This window comes from Gemmatimonadota bacterium (assembly GCA_026387915.1).
Lineage (GTDB): Bacteria > Gemmatimonadota > Gemmatimonadetes > Gemmatimonadales > Gemmatimonadaceae > Fen-1231.
The window spans coordinates 378084-402985 of the sequence record JAPLKS010000017.1 but is presented as its reverse complement, the minus strand read 5'-3'; the positions used below and the strand labels follow the sequence as shown (position 1 = coordinate 402985).

At 64.6% G+C, this 24902-nt stretch carries 23 protein-coding genes; 19 read left to right on the top strand and 4 right to left on the bottom strand.

The genetic code is table 11. The features are described 5' to 3' along the window. Positions 1–8: 8 nt before the first annotated feature. Positions 9–1823, bottom strand: a complete 1815-nt coding sequence (locus tag NTZ43_11455) for an ABC transporter ATP-binding protein (GenBank protein MCX5767829.1) — start codon at positions 1821–1823, stop codon at positions 9–11. Next, on the bottom strand, positions 1823–3388 hold the full coding sequence (locus tag NTZ43_11450) for a bifunctional response regulator/alkaline phosphatase family protein (protein MCX5767828.1): 1566 nt from the start codon (positions 3386–3388) through the stop codon (positions 1823–1825). The genes NTZ43_11455 and NTZ43_11450 overlap by 1 nt, the downstream gene beginning before the upstream one ends. 89 nt (positions 3389–3477) lie before the next feature. Between NTZ43_11450 and NTZ43_11445 the strand changes: the two genes are divergently transcribed. The 14 genes from NTZ43_11445 to fmt all read left to right on the top strand — a co-directional run bounded on the left by NTZ43_11445 (position 3478) and on the right by fmt (position 16002). Further along, positions 3478–3870 carry a hypothetical protein gene (locus NTZ43_11445; protein MCX5767827.1) on the top strand — a complete coding sequence of 131 codons (393 nt, stop codon included), beginning with the start codon at positions 3478–3480 and terminating at the stop codon, positions 3868–3870. A gap of 95 nt (positions 3871–3965) precedes the next feature. Then, positions 3966–4820: an AAA family ATPase gene (locus NTZ43_11440; protein MCX5767826.1), complete on the top strand. Its 855-nt coding sequence runs from the start codon at positions 3966–3968 to the stop codon at positions 4818–4820. Between the two features lie 9 nt (positions 4821–4829). Next, positions 4830–6185 (top strand): hypothetical protein, encoded by a 1356-nt coding sequence (locus NTZ43_11435; GenBank protein ID MCX5767825.1) that lies wholly within the window; start codon positions 4830–4832, stop codon positions 6183–6185. Position 6186: 1 nt separating this feature from the next. Beyond that, positions 6187–7383, top strand: a complete 1197-nt coding sequence (locus NTZ43_11430) for a hypothetical protein (protein MCX5767824.1) — start codon at positions 6187–6189, stop codon at positions 7381–7383. A gap of 73 nt (positions 7384–7456) precedes the next feature. Continuing rightward, positions 7457–8200: a YebC/PmpR family DNA-binding transcriptional regulator gene (locus NTZ43_11425; GenBank protein MCX5767823.1), complete on the top strand. Its 744-nt coding sequence runs from the start codon at positions 7457–7459 to the stop codon at positions 8198–8200. Positions 8201–8210: 10 nt separating this feature from the next. Continuing rightward, entirely contained in the window at positions 8211–8807 is a 597-nt protein-coding gene (ruvC, locus tag NTZ43_11420; protein MCX5767822.1) for a crossover junction endodeoxyribonuclease RuvC, read from the top strand. Further along, positions 8804–9412 carry a Holliday junction branch migration protein RuvA gene (gene ruvA, locus NTZ43_11415; protein ID MCX5767821.1) on the top strand — a complete coding sequence of 203 codons (609 nt, stop codon included), beginning with the start codon at positions 8804–8806 and terminating at the stop codon, positions 9410–9412. Before ruvC ends, ruvA begins: the two co-directional genes overlap by 4 nt. 9 nt (positions 9413–9421) lie before the next feature. Next, a complete protein-coding gene (gene ruvB, locus NTZ43_11410) occupies positions 9422–10444 on the top strand; it encodes a Holliday junction branch migration DNA helicase RuvB (GenBank protein MCX5767820.1) in 1023 nt (340 codons plus the stop codon). A 147-nt stretch (positions 10445–10591) separates the two neighbouring features. Then, positions 10592–11899, top strand: coding sequence for a serine hydrolase (locus tag NTZ43_11405; protein MCX5767819.1), 1308 nt, complete (start codon positions 10592–10594; stop codon positions 11897–11899). Further along, positions 11896–12927: a tRNA preQ1(34) S-adenosylmethionine ribosyltransferase-isomerase QueA gene (gene queA, locus NTZ43_11400; protein ID MCX5767818.1), complete on the top strand. Its 1032-nt coding sequence runs from the start codon at positions 11896–11898 to the stop codon at positions 12925–12927. Before NTZ43_11405 ends, queA begins: the two co-directional genes overlap by 4 nt. A gap of 73 nt (positions 12928–13000) precedes the next feature. Further along, entirely contained in the window at positions 13001–14137 is a 1137-nt protein-coding gene (gene tgt, locus NTZ43_11395; protein ID MCX5767817.1) for a tRNA guanosine(34) transglycosylase Tgt, read from the top strand. Positions 14138–14139: 2 nt separating this feature from the next. Next, entirely contained in the window at positions 14140–14508 is a 369-nt protein-coding gene (gene yajC / locus NTZ43_11390) for a preprotein translocase subunit YajC (GenBank protein ID MCX5767816.1), read from the top strand. After that, complete coding sequence (gene def, locus NTZ43_11385) at positions 14508–15071, top strand: peptide deformylase (GenBank protein MCX5767815.1); 564 nt, start codon at positions 14508–14510, stop codon at positions 15069–15071. The genes yajC and def overlap by 1 nt, the downstream gene beginning before the upstream one ends. After that, positions 15034–16002 (top strand): methionyl-tRNA formyltransferase, encoded by a 969-nt coding sequence (gene fmt / locus NTZ43_11380; protein ID MCX5767814.1) that lies wholly within the window; start codon positions 15034–15036, stop codon positions 16000–16002. The genes def and fmt overlap by 38 nt, the downstream gene beginning before the upstream one ends. A gap of 101 nt (positions 16003–16103) precedes the next feature. On the opposite strand, the gene NTZ43_11375 is transcribed toward fmt, so the two are convergent. Beyond that, on the bottom strand, positions 16104–17837 hold the full coding sequence (locus tag NTZ43_11375) for an Ig-like domain-containing protein (protein ID MCX5767813.1): 1734 nt from the start codon (positions 17835–17837) through the stop codon (positions 16104–16106). Between the two features lie 237 nt (positions 17838–18074). On the opposite strand from NTZ43_11375, the gene rsmB reads away from it, so the two are divergent. From rsmB to NTZ43_11350, 5 genes are read left to right on the top strand one after another with little or no spacing between them, the layout of a single operon-like run. Then, positions 18075–19406, top strand: coding sequence for a 16S rRNA (cytosine(967)-C(5))-methyltransferase RsmB (gene rsmB, locus NTZ43_11370; GenBank protein ID MCX5767812.1), 1332 nt, complete (start codon positions 18075–18077; stop codon positions 19404–19406). A 27-nt stretch (positions 19407–19433) separates the two neighbouring features. Beyond that, positions 19434–20111 carry a ribulose-phosphate 3-epimerase gene (rpe, locus tag NTZ43_11365; GenBank protein MCX5767811.1) on the top strand — a complete coding sequence of 226 codons (678 nt, stop codon included), beginning with the start codon at positions 19434–19436 and terminating at the stop codon, positions 20109–20111. After that, entirely contained in the window at positions 20108–20662 is a 555-nt protein-coding gene (locus tag NTZ43_11360; GenBank protein MCX5767810.1) for a TlpA disulfide reductase family protein, read from the top strand. Before rpe ends, NTZ43_11360 begins: the two co-directional genes overlap by 4 nt. 24 nt (positions 20663–20686) lie before the next feature. Beyond that, positions 20687–21760, top strand: a complete 1074-nt coding sequence (gene tsaD, locus NTZ43_11355) for a tRNA (adenosine(37)-N6)-threonylcarbamoyltransferase complex transferase subunit TsaD (protein ID MCX5767809.1) — start codon at positions 20687–20689, stop codon at positions 21758–21760. A 9-nt stretch (positions 21761–21769) separates the two neighbouring features. Then, a complete protein-coding gene (locus NTZ43_11350) occupies positions 21770–22603 on the top strand; it encodes a prolipoprotein diacylglyceryl transferase (protein ID MCX5767808.1) in 834 nt (277 codons plus the stop codon). An 87-nt stretch (positions 22604–22690) separates the two neighbouring features. On the opposite strand, the gene NTZ43_11345 is transcribed toward NTZ43_11350, so the two are convergent. After that, a complete protein-coding gene (locus tag NTZ43_11345; protein MCX5767807.1) occupies positions 22691–24877 on the bottom strand; it encodes an FTR1 family protein in 2187 nt (728 codons plus the stop codon). Positions 24878–24902: the final 25 nt, after the last annotated feature.

Below are 24902 nucleotides of genomic sequence, written 5' to 3'. Positions count from 1 at the left end.
GGGGAGTGCTACGGCAGACCGGGGTCGCCCATCTGCAACGCGTGCAAGCGCGCATACGCGCCGCCGGCCGCGAGCAGCGCGGCGTGCGTTCCGCGTTCGACGATCCGCCCCTGGTCGAGCACGAGGATCTCGGTGGCGTTCGTGACCGTCGACAATCGGTGCGCAATCACAAACACGGTGCGACCGGCGAGCAAGCGATCGATCGCCTCCTGCACCAACCGTTCGCTCTCGGTATCGAGCGCCGACGTGGCCTCGTCGAGAATCAAAACGGGCGGGTCGGTCAACAGCGCGCGCGCGATGGCAATGCGCTGGCGCTGGCCGCCGGAGAGTCGCGTGCCGCGTTCGCCGAGCGGTGTGTCGTACCCCTGCGGGAGCGCGGCAATGAACTCGTGCGCATTGGCCGCGCGCGCGGCCGCCTCGATCTGTGCGGCCGTGTATTTATCGCCGGCGCCGTACGCGATATTGGCACGCACGGTGTCGTTGAACAGCACCGTGTCCTGACTCACGATCCCCGTGAGTGCGCGGAGCGACGGCAGCGCAATGTCGCGCGTATCGATGCCGTCGAGCGTGATGCGCCCACCGGTGGGCTCAATAAAGCGTGGAATGAGATCGACGAGCGTGCTCTTGCCCGCACCGCTCGATCCAACGAGCGCAATCACATCGCCTCGACGGGCGGTAAAGTCGATCTGCTGCAAGACGGGCGCGTCGCCGTAGGTGAAGTTCACATTTTCAAAGACGATGGCGTCACTGAGGCCGTGCGCGTGGCGGGTGCCCTTGTCACGCTGCGCTTCCGTGGGCTCGTCAAGCACATCGAACAGGCGCTCGGCGGCCGCCAGCGACTGCTGCGCGGTGGTCGGCGCCTGCGACAGTTGCTTGAGCGGCGGCAGGAGACGCATCACGAGCACCATGAACGTCATCAGCGTGCCGCTGTCGAGTTGATGGGCAAACACCTGTTGCGCACCAATCCAGAGCACGGTGAGTGCGACCACGGTGCCGAGCACCTCGGTGAGCGGGCTCGCGAGGAGCGAGAGTCGGGTGATGCGCACCATGCCGCGGGTGTAGGCGCCGCTGGCACTCGTAAAGCGCTGATCCTCATAGGGCTCGCCGCGGAAACTCTTCACCAAGCGGATGCCACTGATGACTTCCTGCAACACGCTGGTGATTTCACCGTACTCGTTGCGGAGCCGTCGATGTCCGTGGCGCAAACGCCGGAGGATCGGCTGCAGCGTGGCGGTAATCAACGGCGCAATGACGAGCGAGATCAGCGCGAGCTGTGGCGACATGCGCACGAGCACGACGATGGTGACCAGCACCTGCGTGAGATTCTGCACCGACTTGGTCGCGACTTCCGCGAGGACCGCCTTGGCCTGCTCGGTGTCGGTGAGGATGCGCGACATCACCTGCCCCGTCTTGGTGCGCGAGAACCACCCAAGGGGAAGGCGCTGCATGTGCGTGAACACCGCGTCGCGCAGATCGCGCGTAATGCGTTCCTGCAGCGAGGCGCCGTATTGTCCGCCCAGCCAGACGAACATGTTCTTGAGCACAATCAAGCCGAGCATCACGATGATGATGCCGCGGAGCGACGCCGCGTAGTCGCCCGGCACGATGAGTCGGCCAACGAGCGCACGCAGTAAATCGGTAAGCCACCCCTTGCCGCCAGGAATGGCGTCTGGGTTGCCGAACAGCGTATTGAGGAACGGAATCAGGAGCGAGAACGACACCGCGTCGAGGATGGCGGCGGCGACGTTCGCCCCGATGTTTCCCGCCAATCGCCACGCGTGGGGGCGCAGGAATCGCAGGAGCCGGCGGTACAGACTCAGCATTACCGCCTCGGGGTCAGGAGGCTGAGCGGCAGAATCACTTCCTCCGGCGTCACGCCGCCGTGAAGGAAGGCCCCGCGATATCGCTGCTGATACTCGCGCAACTTGGTGGGGTACACAAAAAATCCGTCGCCCACCGCGAGGAGCGTATTGGCCCCGTTACCGATGCGCGGCATACGCAGCTTGTCGGCGTCGGTAAAGAGCATCGCTTCGTCTTCTTTCTCGGCGCGAAGATCTTCGCCGAACTTGAAGCGCAGGTTGGCGGTGGCGTCACGGCGAGCCAACACGGTGACCGGCGTGTTGCAGTGAATGGATCCGTGATCGCTGGTCAGGAGCACCGGAATGTGCTTGCGCGCGGCCTCCTTGAGCACGGAGAACAACGCCGAGCGTCGGAACCACTGGAGCGTGAGTTGGCGCAGCGCGATTTCGTCGCGGGCCACTTCGTAGAGGATGGCCGACTCAGAGCGACCGTGCGTGAGCAGGTCCACAAAATTGAACACAAACGCGGTGACCCCTTCGGGGGCGATAGCGTTGGCGAGATGACGATCCAGATCGTCGGAGTCGTGCGCCGACGAAATCTTGTGGTAGCGCACCGGTGTATTGCGCCCCAGCTCCTTCATTTGCAGGTCAAGGAGTTCACGCTCGTGGGCATTGAGCGATTCGTCTTCTTTCTCGCCCCACCAATCCGGGTACCGCGCGGCGATTTCCCCAGGGAAGAGGCCGCTGAACAGTGCGTTCCGCGAGTACGGCGTGGCCGTGGGCAGCAGCGAGAAGTAGTGGGTCGTTTCGATTTCGAAGAGTGGCGCGATCAGCGGTTCGATCACTTTCCACTGGTCGAGACGCAGGCAATCCACGACGATGAACAGGGCGCGTTTTTCGCTGTCGAGCACCGGCAGCAAGAACTCGCTCACCACGTCGATAGAGAGCGGCGGCCGTTCGCCTTGCACCTGCTCGTTCACCCAGACGGGATAGTTGGACTGCATATACGCCGCAAAATCGCGGTGCATTTCGGGGTAGAGCCCGCGCAGCGACGAATACAGCCCCATTTCGCCTGCGGTGGCGAGTTCGACGTCCCACTGCGTGTATTCGGCAAAACGGTCGATCCAGCCGCGCCAGTCGAGGTCGCGCGAGCCGGCGTGCTCAAGTTCGCGGAACCGCGTCACGAACGACCGCGCGAGGGCTTGCTGGCGGATACGCGGCCCCTCGAGAATGCGGGTCACGACACTCAGCACCTGCCGCGGATTCACCGGTTTCACGAGATACTCGGCCACATCGGCGCCCAGCGCTTCGCGGAGCGTTTCGTCTTCTTCGCTCTTGGTGACCATCACGACCGGAAGGGTCGGCACCAGCTCTCGTGCCTCGCGCACCATCGCTACGCCGCGCATGCCGGGCATCTGCTCGTCGAGCAGGAGCAGGTCGAACGTGCGCCGACGAAGGAGTTCGAGGGCGTCGGAGGCGTTTCGCGCCATCTCGACCTCGTACCCCTTCTCCCGAAGGAACAGGCGGTGGGACTCGAGGAGCTCGGCCTCGTCGTCCACCCATAGGATCTGCTTTGGCGACGCGGGCATGACCTATAAAGATAACCGCCGGCGACCAACGCCGGACAAGCGATTGGCCCCGCCTCGCGGTGGACGCGGAAAACGGGTAAGATTTCGGAGTGACCGCCCCCCCTCCATACACGCTCGCCGTGCCGCCGTTTCCCTTTCGCGCCCTCACGGCTCTCGCCGGCAAGGCGCCGATGGGTGGTGCGCGGGAGTCGGCGCTGGCGATCTTGATGGCGGCACGGCTCGCCGATGGGTCGGCGGCGCCCACAGTGCTTCCAGCCGGCGCCAGACGCGTACGAGCGGACGCCGCGCGGATCTGGCTCTCGGCCCTGGCGCTCCCAGCGCCGGTGCGAGCCTCCGTGCTCAAGTTGATCGACACCTCGGCCACTGACGACCGCCACGCCGTGGCCGCGGCCGTGACAAAGGTGACTGAGGTCACGGCGACCTACCTCGACCGGCAGGCACGTTTGGAGCTCGCTCGCCTCGCCGCTCGCCTCTCGGTGTAGCTCGGAATACGGCCGCCGTCCATTGGCGCCCGAGTCGCCAATGACTACTATAGACAGCCGCCCCTCGACCCACCGCCGCCGGAGTCCCAGCCGTCGTGTTGCGCCCCACCGATATCTCACCACTTACGCGCCTCGTACAACGCGTTGACGCCGCCGCCGATGGCGCGCCGGCAGCGGACGCGTTTGGCACGGGCTTTCCGAGCGTGGACCGCATGCTCGGGGGCGGAGTACGTCGGGGCGACCTGATCGTGCTCGGCGGTGAGGTCGGGAGTGGCAAGTCGAGCTTGGCGCTGGCGATGGCCATGCGGATGGCACAGTCCGGCGTGACCGCGGCGTTTTTGACGCACGAAATGAGCGTGGAGCGCGTGATGGAGCGATCGCTCGCCATCGAAGGGCGAGCGCGCATTGATGACATTCGCGCTGGGACGCTCGACGAACTGACGCGCGCCGCCATTGGGAGTGTGGCATTCAAACTGCGCGAGCATGCACCCGTGGTGTCTCGCTTGCCGCACGGCGGCGCGGTCCCGCTCGCCGAGGAACTCCGTCGTACGCTCGACCTGCAGGTGGCATTTGTGGATCCCCTTCAGGCGCTCGCCACCGGCAACGGCGCGCAGGCCGAGGAGCTCGCCTCGTCCGTGCGCGCGCTCAAGTCGCTGGCGCAGGAACTCGATATCGCCATCGTGGTCACGTCGCACCTCGACGTGTCGTCCACCGGCCGCTCCGATCCGCGACCGACACTGGACGACTTTGGTGCGCTCGGCGCCGTGAAGCAGCACGCCGATGTCGTGCTCGGGATTTTTCGCGAAGAAATGTTTCAGCCCGGCAACGATGTGGCCGGCGCCACCGAACTGCTCGTGCTCAAGAATCGGAATGGCGGCACGGGCTATATCGACCTGTATTTTTACAAGCAGTGGTTGCGCTTTGAAGACATGCTGGATCCGGACCGCTAGGAGATCGACATGCGTTTGCTTCCCCGTTTTGGTCTCTGTTTCGCACTGCTCGCGTGTTCTCGCGTCGGCGCGGCGCAGCAGTCGCGCGCCACCGATGCGCTCACACGACTCCAGCGCGAAGTGGCGGCCACGCCGTCATCGGTGGCTGCCAACCGCGCCCTCGGCATTTGGTACTACAAGAACGAACGTTTTGATGAGTCGCGCGCGCCGTTGGAGCAGGCCCGCAAGCTCGACCCGCTCGATGGTGTGAGCGCCTTGTATGCCGGACTCGCAGCAGAACACCAGAAAGATTGGTCGTCGGCCAAGGCGGCGTACACGTCGTACATCGCCGTGGGCAAGACGAGCAAAGTGCGCAAGGACATTCGCGCGCGGTTGGTGAGCGTCGCCCGCGAAGAGGGAAAAGCGGAAGCGAAGCGAGCCCTCGCGAACGAAGCCGTGATTGCGCAGCAGCCCGGGTCGTCCACCACGATCGCCGTGCCGCCGCTGCTCTGCAGCGCCTGCGACCCGAGTATCGCGCCACTCGCGCGCGGACTCGCCGACCTGATGATCAACGACTTGAGCAAGAAGCCTGGGCTCACGCTCTTGGAGCGCGACCGGTTGCAGGCGATGTCCGACGAAATCGCGCTCTCGCAAAATGGCCGGGTGGATGCGACGACTGCCGTCCGTGCGGGACGTCTCATTCGGGCCGGACGCATTGTTCAAGGGAGCATCGTCTCGCCCAACGGGCGCGAGATCTCGCTGAACGCGAACGTCGTGGGCGCGTCTGATCGCGAGATCACGTCGGTCAATGCCAAGGCAGACGGCGTGTTGGATAACTTATTCGCCCTCGAAAAAACGCTGGTGTTTGGGGTGTTCGACGCGCTCGGCATCACACTGACGCCGCGCGAGCGTCAGGACGTGGATCGCCGCCCCACCAACTCGCTGCAGGCCTTTCTCGCCTACAGCCGCGGATTAGTAGCCGAGGATGAAGGGAAACTCGACGAAGCCGCTCGCTTCTTTGAGAACGCCCGGTCACTCGATCCCGGCTTTGGCGCGGCGTTGCAGCGTGCCCAGAGCACCGCCGCCGCCGCGCAGGCCGCGCCGCCAGCAAAGGTCGAGTCGAATCTCAAGAGTTCGAGTGAAGGTCAGATTGCGTCGGCCGCCGAGCGCGGCGTGTCGTCGGTGAGTAACTCGGCGAGCCTCGGTTCTACGCTCAACAACGTGGTCGGCGCAGTAAACCCGACGACGACCAACACGGTGAGCACCAGCACGAGCGCGGCCGCCGCTCCTCCGCCCACCACGGGGAACGCCGCCGCGGAAAAGACTGGCACCGACCAACCCGCCCCGCGCACGGGGCAGGTGACGATCATTCTGAGGAAGCCGTAGAATGATCGGTCGCGTCAACACCGTCCGCTCCCTGACCCATGGACAGCCGATCATTTCCGTCGCTCGCGCGAGTGTCGCGCTGCTGCGTGTCGCGCTGCTGCGTGTCGCGCTGCTGCGTGTCGCGCTGCTGCGTGCCGCGTTCGCGCTGTCGTTTCTTGCGGCAACGGCGCACGCGCAGAGCCTGAGCGACGCCAGCGTATTCGCAGGGCCGCAGTTTGTGAGTTACAAGTTTGGCGACGCCACCACGCAAAAAACGGTGAGCCAGCTATCGGTGCCGTTCGCGATCATCGTGCCCTTTGGCGAGAAGTTCAATCTCGATCTTTCGTCGTCGTACGCGAGTAGCGAAGTACATTTTGCTGGCAAGAAAACGAGCGCGATCAACGGCCTCACGGACGTCCAGCTTCGCGGCAACTACACGTTGGGCGACAACGTTGGCGTGCTCACGCTCGGGCTCAACCTGCCGTCGGGGATGTATAAGGTACCCGAGGGACAACAGGAGGCTGCCGGGCAGATCGGCAATGACTTCTTGGTCTATCCTGTGTCGTCGATGGGAAGCGGGCTCTCTACCACCGGTGGCATTGGCTTTGCGCAGCCGGTGGGCGACTGGAATTTTGGTTTTGGCGCGAGCTTCCGTCGTTCGACGAAGTTTGACGCCTACGTGGTGAAAACGCAGCCGTTGCGCTTCACCCCAGGCGACGAATACCGCCTGCGGCTCGGCGTCGACCGCCCCGTTGGCGATGGCCGCGTCTCGATGGGGCTCACCTATTCGCGCTACGGCAAGGATGCCGCAGACTCGACCACCTTTGCCACCGGAGACCGTGCGCTCGCACAGGCCGCGCTCTCCATTCCGCTTGGCGGCGCCGATTTCTCGATTTCCGCGTGGAATCTGTTCCGCGCCGAAGGGGAGCGCATTGGCGACAAAGCACCGTGGGAGAACGTGGCCGACGTGACAGCAGCGCTCGGATTTCAGCTGGGCGGGCTGTTTGTGCAGCCCAGCGCGGAAGGTCGGATTTGGCAGGTGGCGGGGGTACACGCCGGCACACTCGGGAATGCTGGTCTGCGCCTGCGCTTTGACCTCGCGGGGCTCAGCATCAACCCAAGTGCGACGTACACGGTCGGTCGCTTGTATTCCACGGCTGACGGATCCACGACGGACGTCACCGGCTTCCGCGCCTCGCTCCTGATTCGCTTGCACTAGGGCAGTGAACGGTTCTGTCGGCCGTTCAGTCCGCCTATATTTAGGGCTTCACCTCTCTGCCCCAGGGTTCAGAATGGCTGGCCACAGTAAATGGAAGACCATTAAGCGCGCCAAAGCCGCAACGGACAAGAAGCGCGGCGCGATGTTTACCAAACTCATTCGTGAAATCACCGTCGCCGCCAAGTTCGGCGGCGGGGACCCTGCCGGCAATCCGCGCTTGCGCACCGCCATCGACGCGGCACGTTCGCAGTCGATGCCGCGCGAGAACATTGAGCGCGCCGTCGCCAAGGGCACCGGTGATCTCGAAGGGGTCGATTACGTCGAAGTGCTGTACGAAGCCTACGGCCCGGGCGGCGTGGCGCTGATGGTGCAGGCGCTGACCGACAACCCCACGCGTACCGTCGCCGAAGTGCGCGCCAAGCTCTCGCGCCTCGGTGGGAATCTGGGTGCGGTGAACTCCGTGGCCTTCATGTTCGACCGCAAGGGGCAAATTATCGTCCTTGCCAACAGCATGGATGAAGATGCCGCCATGGAAAAAGCACTCGAGGCGGGCGCCGAAGACTTTGTGAAGGAAGACGACGCCTTTACCATCACGACAGCGCCAGCGGATCTGCACGTCGTGTACGGCGCGCTCGAGAAGGTGGGGCTCAAAGCCGAATCCGCTGAACTCTCCTGGATTCCCAAGAGCACCATTCGCGTGGAAGGCGAGACCGCCGACACATTGCTCAAGCTGATTGAAGCCATCGAAGAACTCGACGACGTGCAGAAGGTGGACGCCAACTTCGACATGGACGTCTCGGAGATGGCCGACGCGTGAGCCGCGCGCCGTGATCGTCCTCGGTATTGACCCGGGTACGGCGGTCACGGGCTACGGCGTCGTGCTCGCAGGCGGCGCGGCCGGGAGCGCGCCCGGCGCGGTGGCGGGGGCGCGGCTGATAGAGTGCGGGGTGATTCGCACGAGCGCCCAAGCGCCGTTGCATGAACGGCTCAAGGATATTCACGACGGCGTCACCGAACTCATTGCGCGGCACCAACCCGACGCGCTCGCGGTGGAAGACGTGTTTTACGCCCGCAACGTGCGCACCACCCTCGTGCTCGGCCATGCGCGCGGCGTGATTCTCTTGGCCGGCGCCACGGCGGGGTTGGCCATTCACGAGTATCCGCCATCGGTCATCAAGAAGACGGTGGTCGGCACAGGCGCCGCTACGAAGGAGCAAGTCCAGTTCATGGTCGCCAAGTTGCTGCGCCTCAAGCACGCCCCGCAGCCCGCCGACGCGGCGGACGGCGTCGCGTGCGCGCTGACCTGCGTGCTGGCGTCTGAGGGACCGCTGGCGCGTCTACGGCGCGACGCGGCCGCTCTCGCGCCGCTGCGGGCCGTGCGCCCCGCCGCTCGCCGCACTGGCGTCACGAGGAGTAAGTCATGATCGCCCGCTTGCACGGCACGCTCGTGTCCAAAGACATGGACCGGATTCAAATCCTGACTTCCGGCGGCGTGGGCTACGAACTCCACATTCCCATTGGCGTGCTCGAATCACTGCCCCGTGTTGGCGAAACGGTATCACTGCACACGGCGCTCATCGTAAAAGAAGACGGGTGGCAGCTCTATGGCTTTTCCACCCCCGAAGACCGCGCGCTGTTCTACACGTTGCGGAGTGCGAGCGGCGTGGGCCCTGCTCTCGCCCTGGGGCTCATCTCCGCACTCGGTAGCGCGCGCGTGGTGCGCGCCATTCGCGACCGCGACTTTGCCACACTGAGTGGCGTGCCGCGCGTCGGCAAGAAAACTGCCGAACGCCTGTGCGTCGAGCTCGGCGACAAAATGAAGGAGTTCGCCGCCGACGTGTCGGGTAGCGCCGCGGGCGGCACCTCAGGCCCCGACTCCGGCGCCGCCGATGCCGTGCGTGCGCTGGTGGCCCTCGGCTACAACGCCGCCGACGCCGAGAAGGCGGTGCAGAAGGCGCTCGACGGCGGGAAGCCCGGCGGGACAGCCGATGTTATTCGGGCCGCGCTGGCCGTACTGCAAAAGCGTTAGTTTACGACTGTGAGCCGCGCCGAAATTACCACCCCTGAAGTCCTCGCCGACGAATCGGTCGTCGAGCTGTCGCTGCGTCCGCAGCGACTGGCCGAATTTATTGGCCAGTCTAAGGTGAAGGACGCGCTCGACATTGCCATTCAGGCAGCAATGGGGCGGCGTGAGTCGCTCGACCACACGCTCTTTCACGGCCCGCCAGGACTCGGCAAAACCACGCTCGCTGAGTTGATGGCGCGCGAGTTGGGCGTGAACATCCGCACGACGTCAGGGCCCGCGCTCGAAAAGCCCGGCGACTTGGTGGGCACGCTCACCAACCTGCGCGCTGGCGACATTCTATTTATTGACGAAATCCACCGCCTGCGTCCGATCATCGAGGAGTTTTTATATCCGGCGATGGAGGATTACAAGATTGACATCCGCCTGAGCGACGGCCCCAACGCGCAGACGGTGACGATGGCGATTGAAAAGTTCACACTGGTGGGAGCCACAACGCGTTACGGGTTGCTGACCTCGCCAATGCGCGCGCGGTTCGGGCTCACCATGCGGTTGGACTTCTACCCCGCCAACGAGATTGAAACGATTGTCCGGCGCACCGGTGAAGTGCTGGGCGTGGAACTGCACGATGACGGCGCGCACGAAATCGCGGTGCGCTCGCGCGGCACCCCACGCATCGCCAATCGCCTGCTCCGCCGCGTGCGCGACTTTGCGCAGGTGAAGGCCGACGGTATTATCACGCTCGCCGTGGCGCGCGACGCGCTTGCGCTGCTCGACGTCGACGAGTTCGGCCTCGACGACATGGACACGCGCATCCTCCGCACCATCATCGAGAAGTTTGAGGGCGGCCCCGTGGGTGTCACGACGATTGCCGCGGCGATTGGCGAAGACCCAGACACCATCGAGGAAGTGTACGAGCCGTTTCTCGTACAGAACGGCTTGTTGCAACGCACCGCGCGTGGCCGCATGGCCAGCCCGCAGGCGTACCGACACCTCGGCTACACGCCGCCCGAGCGGGAGCAGGCGACACTGTTCTAGGGCTCTGCAGGACGGATCCACTCTCACGTGAACAGCCCCATGAACATTTCGATGGCTTTGCGCTGCACTGCGCTGTTGCTGTTGTGTGCGCTCCCCTCTGCGGAGAGCGGAGCGCAGTCACGGCGAGTCCCACTCGGAGCAGAGGTGATGGCCCCCGCCGGGCGCGTGGCCGATTCCATTCTCACCGCCGAAACGAAAGCCGGCTTTGCCGGCGTGGTGCTCGTGCGCCGGAACGGTGAAGTGTTACTACGCCGCGGCTACGGACTCGCGAATCGCGCGGCCAGCACGAAGTTCACGCCCGGCACCGTGGTGCAGATTGGCTCCAACACCAAGGACTTCACCAAAGTCGCCGTGTTGCAACTGCGCGACGCCGGCAAGCTGCGCCTTGTCGATACCATTGGCCGATTCCTCCCCAATGTGCCGGCCGACAAACGCGGTATCTCGGTGCAGCAGTTGCTCTATCATCGCGCGGGCTTTCCGATTGGCGTTGGGCCAGACTTTGAGCCAATCTCTCGCGGCGAACTGATGGCACGCGCGATGGCCACGCCGCTCAAGTTCGCGCCCGGAAGCGCTGAACAATATTCCAACACCGGCTACTCCCTGCTCGCGGCGATCATCGAGATTGTGGCGCAGCAGCCGTACGACGCCTATTTGCAAGAGCACGTCTTTACGCCGGTCGGCATGGCGAAGACCGGCTTGTTGCTCCCGCATTTTTCGCCAGCCGATCTCGCGCACGGCCTCGAGGCCGGCACCGAACTGCCCACGATGCTCGAGCGCCCGCACGCCGCCGACGGCAGTCACTGGAATCTGCGCGGCAATGGTGGCCTGCTCTCGACCGTGGACGATATGGCCGCGTTCTATGACTCGCTCTTCACCACGGAGCGCTTGCTCTCGCGCGAGATGCGCGACGAGTTCTTTCCCGACGAGCCGGTGGTGCTCGCAGGGTCAGACATGGTGAACTTTTTTCTCTACAACCGCGAGCCGCAGTCGGGACTTGTGATGGTGATGGCATCGAACGTCGCCGAGCATCCCGCGCCGAAGGTGCACCGCGCGTTGCTGGCGCAGTACAGCACGGTGCGCATGGAGGGCCCCGGGCCGCGCACGGCGCCGGACGCACCGGCCATCGCGCTCCCCGACACTCCGGTGGGGAAGCTCGCCGCGCAGTGGTTGCACGAAATGATGGCAGGAGATGTTGCGTCGCTTGGCAAGTTTCTTTCGGAAAACATGGCGCCGAATGCGCAGGACAATCGGTCGCTCGAGGACCGCGTAAAACTCGCCCTCTCGCGACGCGTGCGACTCGGCGCCTTGGTGCCGGTGGCGTTTGTGGCCAAGTCTGTCACCGTGCTCGAAGTACGCTGCCGCACCGGTGAAGGCGATCCGGCCACGCTGACGTTTGAGATGGAAGCCGCAGCGCCGTTCCGGCTGCTCGGCGTCCGGATGATTGTCGGCGAGTGACGTTCACCACCGCTGATTTTGATTTTGAACTGCCGCCCGCGCTCGTTGCGCAGCGGCCGGCAGAGCGTCGCGACGACAGCCGACTGATGGTGGTGGATCGTGCAAGCGGAGCCATTCGCCATCTCAAGTTCCGCGACATTGTCGGGCTGATTCCCGCCGGCGATATCCTCGTTCGCAATACCACGCGTGTGTTTCGCGCGCGGCTGCTTGGCACGCGCGATTCCGGCGCGCCCGCCGAAGTGTTCTTGCTGCGCCCCGTCGGCGATGATCGGTGGGAAGCCATGGTGCAGCCTGGCAACAAACTCAAGCCCGGCCGCATAGTGCACATCGCCCCCGGTTTCGATGTTGAGATGCTCGAGACCACCGATCGGCACACGCGAATCGTGCGATTAGTCACAGGCGGCAATCTGCTCGCGGCCATCGACGCACACGGCCATATCCCGCTTCCGCCGTATATCGAGCGCGGCGATGCCGAAACCGACGCCGAGCGGTACCAGACCGTTTACGCCGACCAGCGCGGCTCCGTGGCGGCGCCGACGGCCGGCCTGCACTTCACGCCTGAGGTGCTGTCGGCGCTTACGGCAAAGGGTGTCGACTGCGCGGATGTGTTGTTGCACGTGGGCGCCGGCACCTTCCGGCCGGTTGAGGTAGAAGATCCCGCGCAGCACATCATGCACGAAGAGTGGTACCGTGTGACCCCAGAGGCTGCCGCCGCGGTAAACGCCACGCGTGCGCGCGGCGGAGCCGTGTGGGCGGTCGGCACGACCACCGCGCGCACGCTCGAGAGCGTCGTGGATGCGTCGGGCAAGATCGTCGCAGGCGAAGGCGAGACGCGCATCTTCATCCGGCCGCCGCACGCAATGCGCGGCATTGACCACCTGCTCACCAACTTCCATCTCCCCCGCTCCACCCTACTTATGCTCGTCTCGGCCGTGGCCGGCGTGGAACTCACGCGCGAGGCCTACGCCGTAGCGGTGCGCGAGGGATACCGTTTCTATTCGTATGGCGACGCCATGCTCGTGATTTGAGCACCGGCGCCACAGGGCACGGCCGGGTGCTGGCAGAAGCCCGACCGATCCCATAGCGCCTTTCGACATTCTCATGACTTTTTCGTTCGACATTCAACACACCGCCGGCCGCGCCCGCGCCGGAGTTCTCCACACGCCTCGCGGCGCGGTGGAGACGCCGGTGTTTATGCCGGTGGGAACGCTCGCCACGGTCAAGGCGCTCGACCCCGACGAACTGCGCACCATGCACGCGCAGATTATTCTCGCGAATGCCTATCACCTGCACCTTCGGCCCGGCGACGATCTCGTGCGCCGACTCGGCGGCGTGCACCGTTTTTCTGCATGGGACGGCCCGATTCTCACCGACTCGGGCGGCTTTCAGGTGTTCTCGCTGGCCGCGCTCAATGCGGTCACAGAAGACGGAGTGAGCTTCAAATCACATATCGACGGCTCGGCGCGGCACTTCACCCCCGAGTCGGTGATGCAGATTGAGACCAACCTCGGCGCCGACATCGTGATGCAGTTCGATCACGTGATTCCAGGGAAGAGCGAACACTCGGCGAGCCTCGACGCCAGCGAACGCAGCCTCCGGTGGCTCGAGCGCTGCCGAGTGGAGTTCGACCGCCTGCATCTGGACCCGAACGCCCCGCGACAAACGCTCTTTCCGATTGTGCAGGGTGGGATTCATGCCGATCTACGGCGCGCGGCGGCCACGTCGATTGCGTCCGCTGGTCCGTGGGACGGCATCGCCATTGGCGGGCTCTCGGTGGGCGAAGAGAAGCCTGCGATGTACGAGATGATTGAGGTGTGCGACGACGCGATTCCCCGCGACCGCCCGCGCTACCTGATGGGCGTGGGCTTTCCCGAAGATCTCGTGGAAGGCGTGGCCCGCGGCGTTGACCTATTCGACTGCGTGGCACCCACCCGCATGGGGCGCAACGGTGCGGCGTTCACCGCTGACGGGCGCATCAACATGAAGAATGCCCGGTTCCGCGAGGACGCAGGCCCGCTCGACGCCGAATGCGGCTGCACCGCCTGTCGCCGCTACTCCCGCGCCTATATTCGGCACCTCGTGGCCACGGAAGAGATCCTCGGCCTGCGCCTTCTGAGCCTGCACAATGTACATTTCCTCATCGCCCTGATGCGCCGTGCCCGAGAGGCAATTCGCACCGGGACATTCGACACGTGGAGCCGCGACTGGCTCGAACGCTACCACTCCAAAGCCGACTGACCATGCACGCTTTTCTCCCGATCTTCGCTCAGGCCGCAGCCGCTCAGGCTGGCAATAACGGCATGTACGTGATGCTCGTCCAGTTCGGGGCGATCTTCGCGATCTTTTACTTCTTGATGATCCGCCCGCAGCAGAAGCAGCGCAAACAGCACGAAGCCGCGCTGCTCGGCCTGCATAAGGGTGATGAGATTGTCACCGCCGGCGGACTCGTGGGCGAAGTGGTGCACATCAAGGAAGGAATGAAGGACGGTAACTCCGCCAAAACGCTGGATGACCGCATCACCATCCGGACCGGTGAGTCGAAGGTCATTGTCGAGCGCGGCCGCATTGCCAAAGTGCTCGGCTCCAACCCGAGCGAAGCGAAAGACTGATGCCGTTGCTTGGCATTCGTGTCCTCGGCGATCCCGTGCTCCGCGAGGAGACGGTGCTCGTGGACGCCATCACGCCCGAGTTGCAGGCGTTGATCGACAATATGTTCGAGACGATGCACGCGGCACGCGGCGTGGGACTCGCCGCGCCGCAGGTGGGGCGCACGGAGCGCGTGGCGGTGATTGAGGTGGATGGCCAGCCGCACGTGCTGATCAACCCCGAGATCATCGAACGCGAAGGCACCCTCAAGTGGGAAGAAGGGTGCCTGTCGATTCCCGAGATTTACGGCGACGTCACGCGCAGCAAGCGTGTGGTAGTGCGTGCGATGAATCGCGACGGCCACACCGTCGAGATTGAAGGGACGGAACTCCTCGGCGTGTGCATGCAGCATGAGATCGATCACTTGCACGGCAAGCTGTTCATTGATCACCTGAGCTTTCTCAAGCGGCAAAAGGTGATGGCGCTGTGGGACGCCGAGAAGGATCAGTATCCGAACTTCGTGCGCGATATTTCGAAAGAAGTGCACGATGACGACGACCCCGCGCACGACGACGAGCGGCTCTAGCGTGCGCATCGCCTTCTTCGGTACTCCCGAGTTCGCGACGGCCGCGCTCCGCGCGCTGATCGGCGAGGGGCACGACGTGGTGGTGGTGGTCACGCAGCCCGATCGTCCACGCGGACGCTCGCGCTCGCAACTCGAGCCGTCGCCCGTCAAGCAGATTGCGCTCGAAGAAGGGATCCCCGTGCTGCAGCCCGAGCGCCCGCGCGGGGCTGAGTTTGTAGAAGCCCTGCGCGCCGCCGAGCCCGACGTGAGCGTCGTGGTGGCCTATGGTCATATTCTGCCGCGCGAGGTGATTGATCTGCCGCCGTTTGGCACGTTCAACATTCACGCGTCGTTGCTCCCGCACTATCGCGGCGCCGCGCCCATTCAAGCGGCGGTGCGCGACGGCTGCGCGGTGAGCGGCGTGTCGGTGCAGCGGATGGTGGAGCGGCTCGATGCTGGGCCGGTGGTGCTCGCGCTTACCACACCGATCGCGCCCGAGGAAACAGCCGGCGAGTTACAACTGCGTCTCTCCGAACTTGGCGCGGCGGCGATTGTCGAGGCGCTGGTGTTGATCAGCGTAGGGCAGTCTACCGAAACGCCGCAGGACGAAGCGGCCGCCACATACTCGCCGAAGATTGAACGCGAGCACGCGCGCATTCACTGGGACTTGCCGGCGAATGCCGTGCAGGCGGCGATCCGTGCGTACGACCCCAAGCCTGGCGCGTGGACGACGCTGGGAGCGCTCGAAGTGCGCTGCTATGGGGCGAAGGTGCTTGAAGCGCTCTCGGGGGCTCCTGGGACGGTGCTGGAGGCCGACGGCGAGGGAATTGTGGTAGCGTGTGGAGCCGGCGCGGTGCGGATTAGTGATGTGCATCCGGCAGGGCGGAAGCGGCTTGCGGCGGCGGAGTGGGCGCGGGGGCGGGGGGTGGCGGTTGGGGAAATGCTGGTGTAGCGCTACGGCGCCAGAGCGTTGGCGCAAGTCCGTCATCACGCATAGCAAAACGGGCCGCCCAATGGGGCGGCCCGTTTTGCTATGCGGTGGTACTGCGGTCGCTAAGGAGTGATCGCGAAACTTCGCGTCACAGAGACTGAGGTGCTAACAGGGTATGGGCCTGTCACCGTCGTCGATGCGGTCACCTTCACGTTAGCCGATCCCGCCGCGCCTGCCCACGTCAGAACAAGGGTGGAGGTACCGTCAGCTCCCGTTTCGGCGCCGGTGGCGGGACTCGCCGGACTCGCAATCTGACCCGACAACGTCCAGACGATGGTGGCGCCAGAAATGAGATTTCCATTCGCATCCTTGAGCGTCGCCGTGACAGATGTCGTTGAGTCCTTTCGGAGCAATGTGGGCAGACTCAAGCTGAGAGCGACCGCCTGACCAGGGTACACTCGCGCGCGGAACTCCACGTCACCAATCCCCGCGGCCGTCGCAATCATTCGCTTGGCGACCGAACTCGGCGGAATCGCATTACCGGAGTTCGAGCGGAGCAACCACCTATTTTTTGCGTACCCGAGATTGTCCGTGGTCACCACAGAGTTCACGGACTTGCCGTCGGTGGCATCGCCCGCCTGCGGCGCCCACGTGACGGTCGTCCCTTGAATACCAGTATTCGTCGACGGATCATACACCTGCACGACCAACGTATCTGACAGTGTCGTGCCCGTGGTATCCAGCTGAGTGCCAGCCGGCTGTCCCGTAGTCGTGCCACGGATAAAGCGAATCCGCGGCTGCGGACGCGCACTCGCCGTGAAGGCGATGGAGCCAAGCGACGGGGCATCCTCGAGCGAAGCGAACACCGTATCCGTCAGCACGGATGACGTCAGATTTCCGCCGAGTGTCCAGAGCACCGACGCATTACCCGTGGCATCGGTGGTAGCCGGAGACGGCGCAACATAGCCGTCAGCGTTTCCAGCACCCTGCGTCCACTTGATCTGGGCGCCGGCCACCGGACTGCCGGCCGCATCCGTGACGTTCACAATGAGCGGCTGGACGAGCACGTTGCTTGAGCGGCCGATTTGACCATTGCCGCTCACGACTCGGATTCTCGACGGAAAGCCAGCAGGAATCGCGCTGATCGTCACCGGGGTAAGTCCAGACACCGTGGCGGTAAGCGTTTGCACACCAAAGTTCGATCCAAGCGTCCATGCAGTCGTGGCAACGCCAGTCCCGTCAGTCACCGCGCTTTCGGGCAACACCGATCCGCCGCCGTTCTGCGCAGCGATGGCAAACCCGACACTGACGCCAACGACACCATTTCCCAAGGCGTCACTGACCCGCACGCTAATCGGCGTCGGGAGTTTCGCGCCCGGAATGGCCGACTGACGATCACCACCGATCACCGATAGATTCGCGGGGCCTCCGGCGACGGCACTCGCAGAGATAACAACGCTATCTAGAATCGCCTTTGTGGTCAGAATGGCGGTGAGCTGATTGGCACCAGGGGAGGCCCCGAGCGTCCACAGCGTCACCGCATTGCCAACACTGTCGGACTGAGCCGTGGGAGCCGACACACGTCCTCCGCCCACGCGCACCGCGAATGTGACCGTCGCGCCTCTGACGCCGATGCCATTCGCATCCAACACCCGAACGGTTACCGGCGTCGGCAAGGCAGACGACACCGCGCCCGTCTGGCTATTTCCATTGAGCAGCAGCAACCGCACCGCAAGATCCGCGTTTTTCACCTGCGATGGGCCGGTCGTCGAGTGATCGATACAACCCAAAGCGGCAAAGACGCCGAGTGCGGCGACTATCCGGAATCCCTTCGCGGCAAGATGGCTACGATGCATCACGAACTCCTGAATTCAACGATTACCCCGCCCTGTACCATCGAGTCGCAGGTAGCGTCAGCGACGGGCCGCGGGGGGCAGCACTTAAGGATTCTCCATCGTTTGACGTGCGAACGCCAGTTGGGGTCACATTCGGAGACCCCGGGAGCGCTTCGCCAGCTGCCAGAATGGTCTATACGGGTCGCCGGAGGGCCCCCGGCATCGCTATCTTCAGTCCAGCCACTACTTATATAAATAATGCCTTCGCCGTCCACCCGCTTTCAAGTCACCGACGCCCGTGTCGTCGCCGCCGGCATTCTTGCCGACCTGCGGCAGCATATGGTGCTCGACGCGTCCTTTGACCAGCGGGTCAGCGCCCTGGACCCGCGCGACCGACGCTGGACCCAAGAACTGGTGTACGGCACCCTCCGGCGGCGCGGCTGGCTCGACCTGCTACTCAACAACCGGATCAAGGGCGGCATGGCACGTTTGGACGCCGACCTCACCGACCTCCTGCGACTGGGCGCCTACCAGCTCCTTTATATGGGAAGCGTTCCGGCCTACGCGGCGATCGCCCAAACCGTGGAACAGGCCAAGGAGCGGCATGGCATTGGGGCCAGCAAACTCGTGAACGCGGTGCTGCGGCGCCTCGACCGCGAGCGCGACGAACCGACTCCCGCGCTCCCCGTCGATCCGCTCGAAGCACTCGCGCTTACCCATTCGCATCCGCGCTGGCTCATTGCGCGCTGGGCGGCCCGTTGGGGCGCCGAGTCCACGCAGGCACTGCTCGACGCGAACAACGCCGAGCCGCCAACAGTTGTGCGCCCCATGCACGTCGTGCGCGAACAGCTCGAGGCGATACTCGAAGCCGCCGGCGTCACCACCACCGACTCACCGCTGCTGACCGATTCGCTCGTGCTTCCCGGGGGCACCGCGCTCCGCGAACTGGGCGCATTTCAGCAGGGACAGTTCTTTGTGCAGGATCCGGCCGCCACGCTCGTCACCGAGTACGCGGCCATCCCAGCAGGCGCGACCGTGGCCGACCTCTGCTCTGCGCCAGGCGGAAAGTCGGTGGAACTCTCGCGACGGGCGAGCGCCGTGTTCAGCGCCGACCTTTCCGTGAGTCGCCTGCAGCGCCTGCGCGAAACCATTGTGCGGCTCGACCTCACCAACGTCTTCCCCGTCGCCTGCGACGCGCGCCACCCCGCCTTTGCGCCGGTGGACGCGGTGCTCGTCGACGCCCCATGCACCGGCACCGGCACCTTCCGCCGGCATCCGGACGCCCGCTGGCGCCTCAAAGTGAGCGACCTCGCCGTGATGGCCGCAGCGCAACGCTCCATTCTGCGCGCGGCAGCATCGCTCGTAACACCGGGCGGCCTGCTGGTGTACAGCACCTGCTCGCTCGAAATCGAGGAGAACGACGCGCAAGTTGAACTGTTCCTCGGCGAGCATCCGGAGTTCACCCTCGAACCACCACCCGCGAATGCCGTACCGGCCACCGTGCTCGATGCCGGACGCCTGCGCGTGCTACCACAACTCCACGGAACGGATGGCGCCTTTGCCGCCCGCCTGCGTCGCGCCTCGAACTAACGCCTCTCACCTCTCGCACACCGCCCGATGAGCTCCGCTGCCAAAGTTCGCATCGCACCATCGTTGCTCTCCGCCGATTTCGGCCGCCTCAAAGCCGGCCTCGCTATGCTCGAGGCCGGCGGCGCCGACTGGCTCCACGTAGACGTGATGGACGGCGTCTTCGTGCCGAATCTCACATTCGGCGCGAAAATGATTGAAACTTGCCGCGCGCTCACGACGCTGCCGCTCGATGTCCATCTGATGGTGGTCGAACCAGAGAAGTACTTCGACAGCTTTGCCAAAGCGGGTGCGGCGATGCTCACCATTCACGTAGAAACGGCACCGCACCTTCACCGTCAGTTGATGCGGATTAAAGAACTCGGATGCGGCGCGGGCGCGGTGATCAATCCGGCCACGCCAGTGGAATCACTACGCGATGTCGCCGCCGATCTCGATCTCCTGCTCGTCATGAGCGTGAACCCGGGCTTTGGCGGTCAGAAGTTCATCCCAGGCAGTGTGGAAAAAATCAAGCGCGCACGTGCGCTGCTCGATTCCGCTGGGAGCCGCGCGCTCCTCGAAGTAGACGGCGGCATCACACGCGACACCATCGCCGCCTGCTGGCGCGCCGGCGCCGATACCTTCGTCGCGGGCACCGCAGTGTTCTCGGCCAAAGATCCGGCCGCAGAAATCGCCGCCTTACGCGCGTGCTGCGCGGAGACGGTATGAACAACAAAGGCCAATGGCTGATGGTGGCTGGCATTGTGGCCATTCTCGGCCTCGGGCTCGCCGCCGCGACCTATCTCTTCGGCGACGAAGTGCGCCCCGTCGAAGCGGGCGCCAAAGCACCGGACTTCAAAGCCGTCACCGTCTTGAGCGGCCCAGCGCAACCACGAGGAATCGCCAACTACAAGGGCGAAGTCGTGCTACTCAACGTGTGGGCGACGTGGTGCGAACCGTGCCGTCGTGAAATGCCGAGCATGCAAGTGCTCAACGACGCACTTGGACCGAAGGGATTGAAGATTGTGGCCGTGAGCATCGACAACCCCGGCATGGAACAGCCGATTCGCGACTTCGCCAAGCAGCTCGGACTCACCTTCGATTTGCTCTACGATCAGACTGGCGATATTCAGACCGTGTATCAAACGACTGGTGTTCCCGAGACCTTCGTGATTGGGCGCGACGGCGTGATTCGCAAACGGCAACTCGCCGCCACCGACTGGGCCGCCGAACCGCAGCAGGCGCTCATTCGGCAACTGCTCAGCGAACCGCGCCCGTAGCGGCGCCCGCCGCTTCACATCCGTATGCGCGTCCTCGGCATCGAAAGTTCCTGCGACGAAACCTCCGCCGCCGTTGTACACGGCAGCGGTGATAACGCGCGCCTCGAGTCGCTGACGATTCTCTCGCAGGACGTGCACACCATCTTCGGCGGCGTGGTGCCGGAAATCGCGTCGCGGGCGCATCTCACCGCCATTGCTCCGGTGGTGCGCCACGCGCTCGAGCAGGCCGGCGCCGAGTGGAGCACGATCGACGCGATTGCGGTCACGCACGCGCCGGGGCTTGTGGGTGCATTGTTGGTGGGCGTGAGCTACGCCAAAGCACTGGCCGCCGCGCGCGGCATTCCCGTGCTCGGCGTGCATCACCTCGAAGGGCATCTGTTTGCGACCGCGCTCGACGACCCGCTGGCTGCGCCGCCATTCACGGCGCTCCTCGTGAGCGGTGGGCACACGATGCTGCTCGACGTGCCCGCGTGGGGCGAATATCAACTCCTCGGCTCCACCCGCGACGACGCCGCCGGCGAAGCCTTCGACAAAGTCGCCAAGTTGCTCGGCCTGCCGTACCCCGGCGGTCGGCACGTAGAGGCGCTGGCGCTGCGCGGCGAGGCCAAACGTCATCGCTTTGCGCGCCCCATGCTCAATGGGGGCCAGCGCCCCGGCGACCCCGACTACTACGATGTGTCCTTTAGCGGACTCAAGACCGCTCTGCTCCATGCGGTGCGCGCCGCCGAAGCCGCGGGCACGCTGGCCGACGACGCGCCGCACTTGGCGCGTGGCTTTCAGGATGCACTCATCGACACGCTCACTGCAAAAACAGTGCGCGCCGCCACGGCCTTTGGCCGCACGCGGATTGTGCTCGGCGGCGGCGTGGCATGTAATCGTGCGCTCAGCGTAGCGCTCACGGAGAAGGCACGCACCACCCTTGGCGCGAGCGCGACTGTGCACACGCCGTCACCGAGGCTGGCGACCGACAATGCCGCCATGATTGCCCGCGCCGGGTTGTTTCGGCTGGAGCGCGGGGAACGCTCGGACTACAATCTCAACGCCTACGCCTCGCTCCCGATTCCCGGGCTTATCGCGCTTGGCGGCGCGACCCCCTAAGATTCCTCCATGCCATTCTATCCGTTGCTCTCCGTCACGGTCCACCGATTCGAAGTGCAGATCGGTTCACTGCCTCCGCTCACCGGCTTTGGACTGGCGATGCTCATGGCCTTTCTGATCGGGCAGATCGTCGGAACTGCTGAGCTGACCCGCCGTGGCCATACCGTGGAGGCAGAGGCGTTCGGTGACTTCACCGTGGCGGCGGTGGTCGGCGGCCTGCTCGGAGCGAAGCTCTACTATTCGATCCTCTTTCACGAGACGCTGTTTTCGCGCGGCGGCTTTGTGTTCTGGGGCGGCCTCGTGGGCGGTATCCTCGGCACCTTTGCCGTGATCAAATGGAAGAAGCTGACGTTCACGCGCGTCAGCGATGCGACGGCCATCGGACTCGCCGCGGCGTATGCCGTGGGACGCAGCGGATGTTGGGCCGTGGGCGACGACTATGGCCGCCCGTGGAATGGCTTTCTCGCGGTGAAGTTTCCTGAAGGCGCCCCGCCGTCGACGGTCGCGAACCTCACGCAGCAGTTCGGCGTGAAGGCTTTGGAAGGACAACCGCTGTCCGACGTGGTCGCGGTGTACCCCACGCAGTTGTTTGAAGTGGCGATGGGACTCGTGATGTTTGCCGTGCTCTGGCGCTTTCGCGCTCACAAGCACGCGGCCGGCTGGCTCTTCGGCATGTACTGCGTGCTGGCTGGGCTCGAGCGGTTTACCGTGGAGTTTTTCCGCGCCAAGGACGACCACTTTTTTGGTCCGCTCACAATGGCGCAGGTGATCGCGCTGCTGTTCGCCACCGGCGGACTCGTGTGGATGGCAGTGCGGCGCGCGCCGGCGGCCCAGCAGGCCTAGTCCAGCGCGAACAGGGCGCAACGAACAGGGCGAAGCGCGGTGCGCTTCGCCCTGTTCGTGTTTTCGGATGCTAGCGTGGCCGAGCGACTATCTGGAGCGCGTCGGATCGTTGGAGTCGGCGGCCACCGCGCTCGTCGCGGCCTCGAGGGTCGCCACGCGGTCCTGCAACCGGGTGGCCGTGGCCTGCAGTTCGGCGAGGCGCGCCGCGAGTTCCGGCGGAATCGGCGCGGCACTATGCGAATCGGCAGCCGCCTCCACGACATCGTCTGCAGCATCCGACGGGACAAAGGTCTTCCAGAGCGCGAACAACAGCAGCGCAATCAAGATGCCCTGTGCCACGAGCGTTTCGACGGTCGGATAAATACCGAGCATGTCGATCGTCGGAAAGCCGGAAATCCAGGTCTGGTTGATCGCGTTGCCTTCCTGCAGCTCCTTGATCCCCTTCCCCGCAAAGACCAACGCCATGTAGTAGAGCAGGCCGCTCGTCACCGCAAAGAACGGACGGAGCGGCACCTTCACGCCAAAACGATAGAACAGAATGAAGATCACCGTCAGCGCCGCGAAGCCGCAGAGGAGCCCCACGCTCACCGGCATCAACACGTTTGAGGAGCGGGTGAATAACGCCTGATAGAACAGCGCGGTCTCCGCCCCCTCGCGAAATACGGCAAGGAATGCCACAAACGCGAGCGCCGAACTGCCGCCCTTGGAGAGCGCTGTATTCACTTTGTCGCGAATGAACTTCTGCCAGTTGGCGCCTTCCACCTTGGAGAGGAGCCAATAGCTCACCGAGAAGAGCACGACGACCGCCACGAGCATGGTGGCGCCTTCAATAATCTCTTGGCTCGCCGGCGCAGCGCTGAGCACCGTGCGGAGCACGACGGCGAGGAGCACGCTCGCCGCCAAACCCGCAATAGACCCCATCCAGATTTCACGGAGGCGTTTGCGGTTGCCCGTCTTGATGAGAAACGCCACCACCGCGCCGATCACGAGAATCGCTTCGAAGCCTTCGCGCACAATGATGATGAACGATTCGACGAACACGCCCCACCACGTTCTGGTCGGTGACGAGAGCTCGACAATACGCGGCATGCCTTGTTCCACCAGCGCGCGCTGCGCGGCCGCCGTCGCAAGATCGCCCGTTTTCACCGCGCCCTTGAAATCGGCAAAATGCCGTTCCATGGTGGCCACGAAACTCGGATCGCGCATGCGCGCCGGTCCTTCGAGCGGCTCAAAGGCGATGTACGCATCGAATGCCTTGTCTCCCGCCTCGGCGGCACGGCCATTGCGCGCTGCGGAGAGTGCGTCGTCGAGCAGGCGAATCGTCGTACGCGCGGCATCACGCGAGTCGGGCTGGCCATTGCCGGCCGCGGCGGTCTGCGCCTGACGCACCGTGACATCGGCGCGCATCGCGGCAATCAGCGCGGCCACATCCGTGGGCGCGAGCGACGCACCGTCGCTCACGCCTACCGCTGGGTCGCCAGCGGCAATCGACGCGGCGATGTCGTCGTCACTGCGCTCGGCTTGCCACGAAAAATCGAGGGCTTCTGGTGCCGCCGCGGTGCCGCAGCGCGCGCAACGCGCCTTGAGTAGCGCCGCGCCATGTCGACGCGCACTGTCGTCGGCGCGCAGGCTCGTGATGTAGCGAACCGCTGCCCAACGCTCGTCCGAGGAGAGCAGCGAAGACCAACTCACCATCCGCGTGTTAACAATGCCCACCGTCACCACGCGATAGGCAAACGCCGGCGTAACACCATGCATCGTGGCGCTGGTGCCGATCGCGGCAGGAACAGTATTCAGTTCCTTGGCTTTCGGCCCATCGCCCGCACCGGTGGGTCCATGGCATTCAATACAATGCTGTTCGAAGATCGCGCGGCCACGAGCAATGTCGACCGTGGTCGTCGGTAACTCGAGCGCACCGTCGGTGCCCAGCGCGACCGTCAGTTTCTTGGAGAGGGCCACCAGCTGCGACGGCTTTTCGTGACGTGCTGCGGCGGTGGCCAAGGAATCGAGCAATAGTCGGATGGCGTCGGCGTTCGGCGCAGTCAGGCGCTTGGCCACGTCCTGCGCGTCGCGTAAAAATCCGGTGGCTTCTTCAAGCTCCGTGCTGGAGATGAGTCGGCCGGCCGCGTCGATGCCCTTGGCGTACTCCTCAACGGCAACACCAACGATCGACGACAACCGCTTGGCCGGCGGCTCCTGAGAGCCCTCCGACCGAGGCGCGGCGCCAACCAATCCGAGCGCAAAAAGCCCGTTGAGAATCGTTCTCAATAGCATATACTAGTAAGCTAGTCGGCTACTT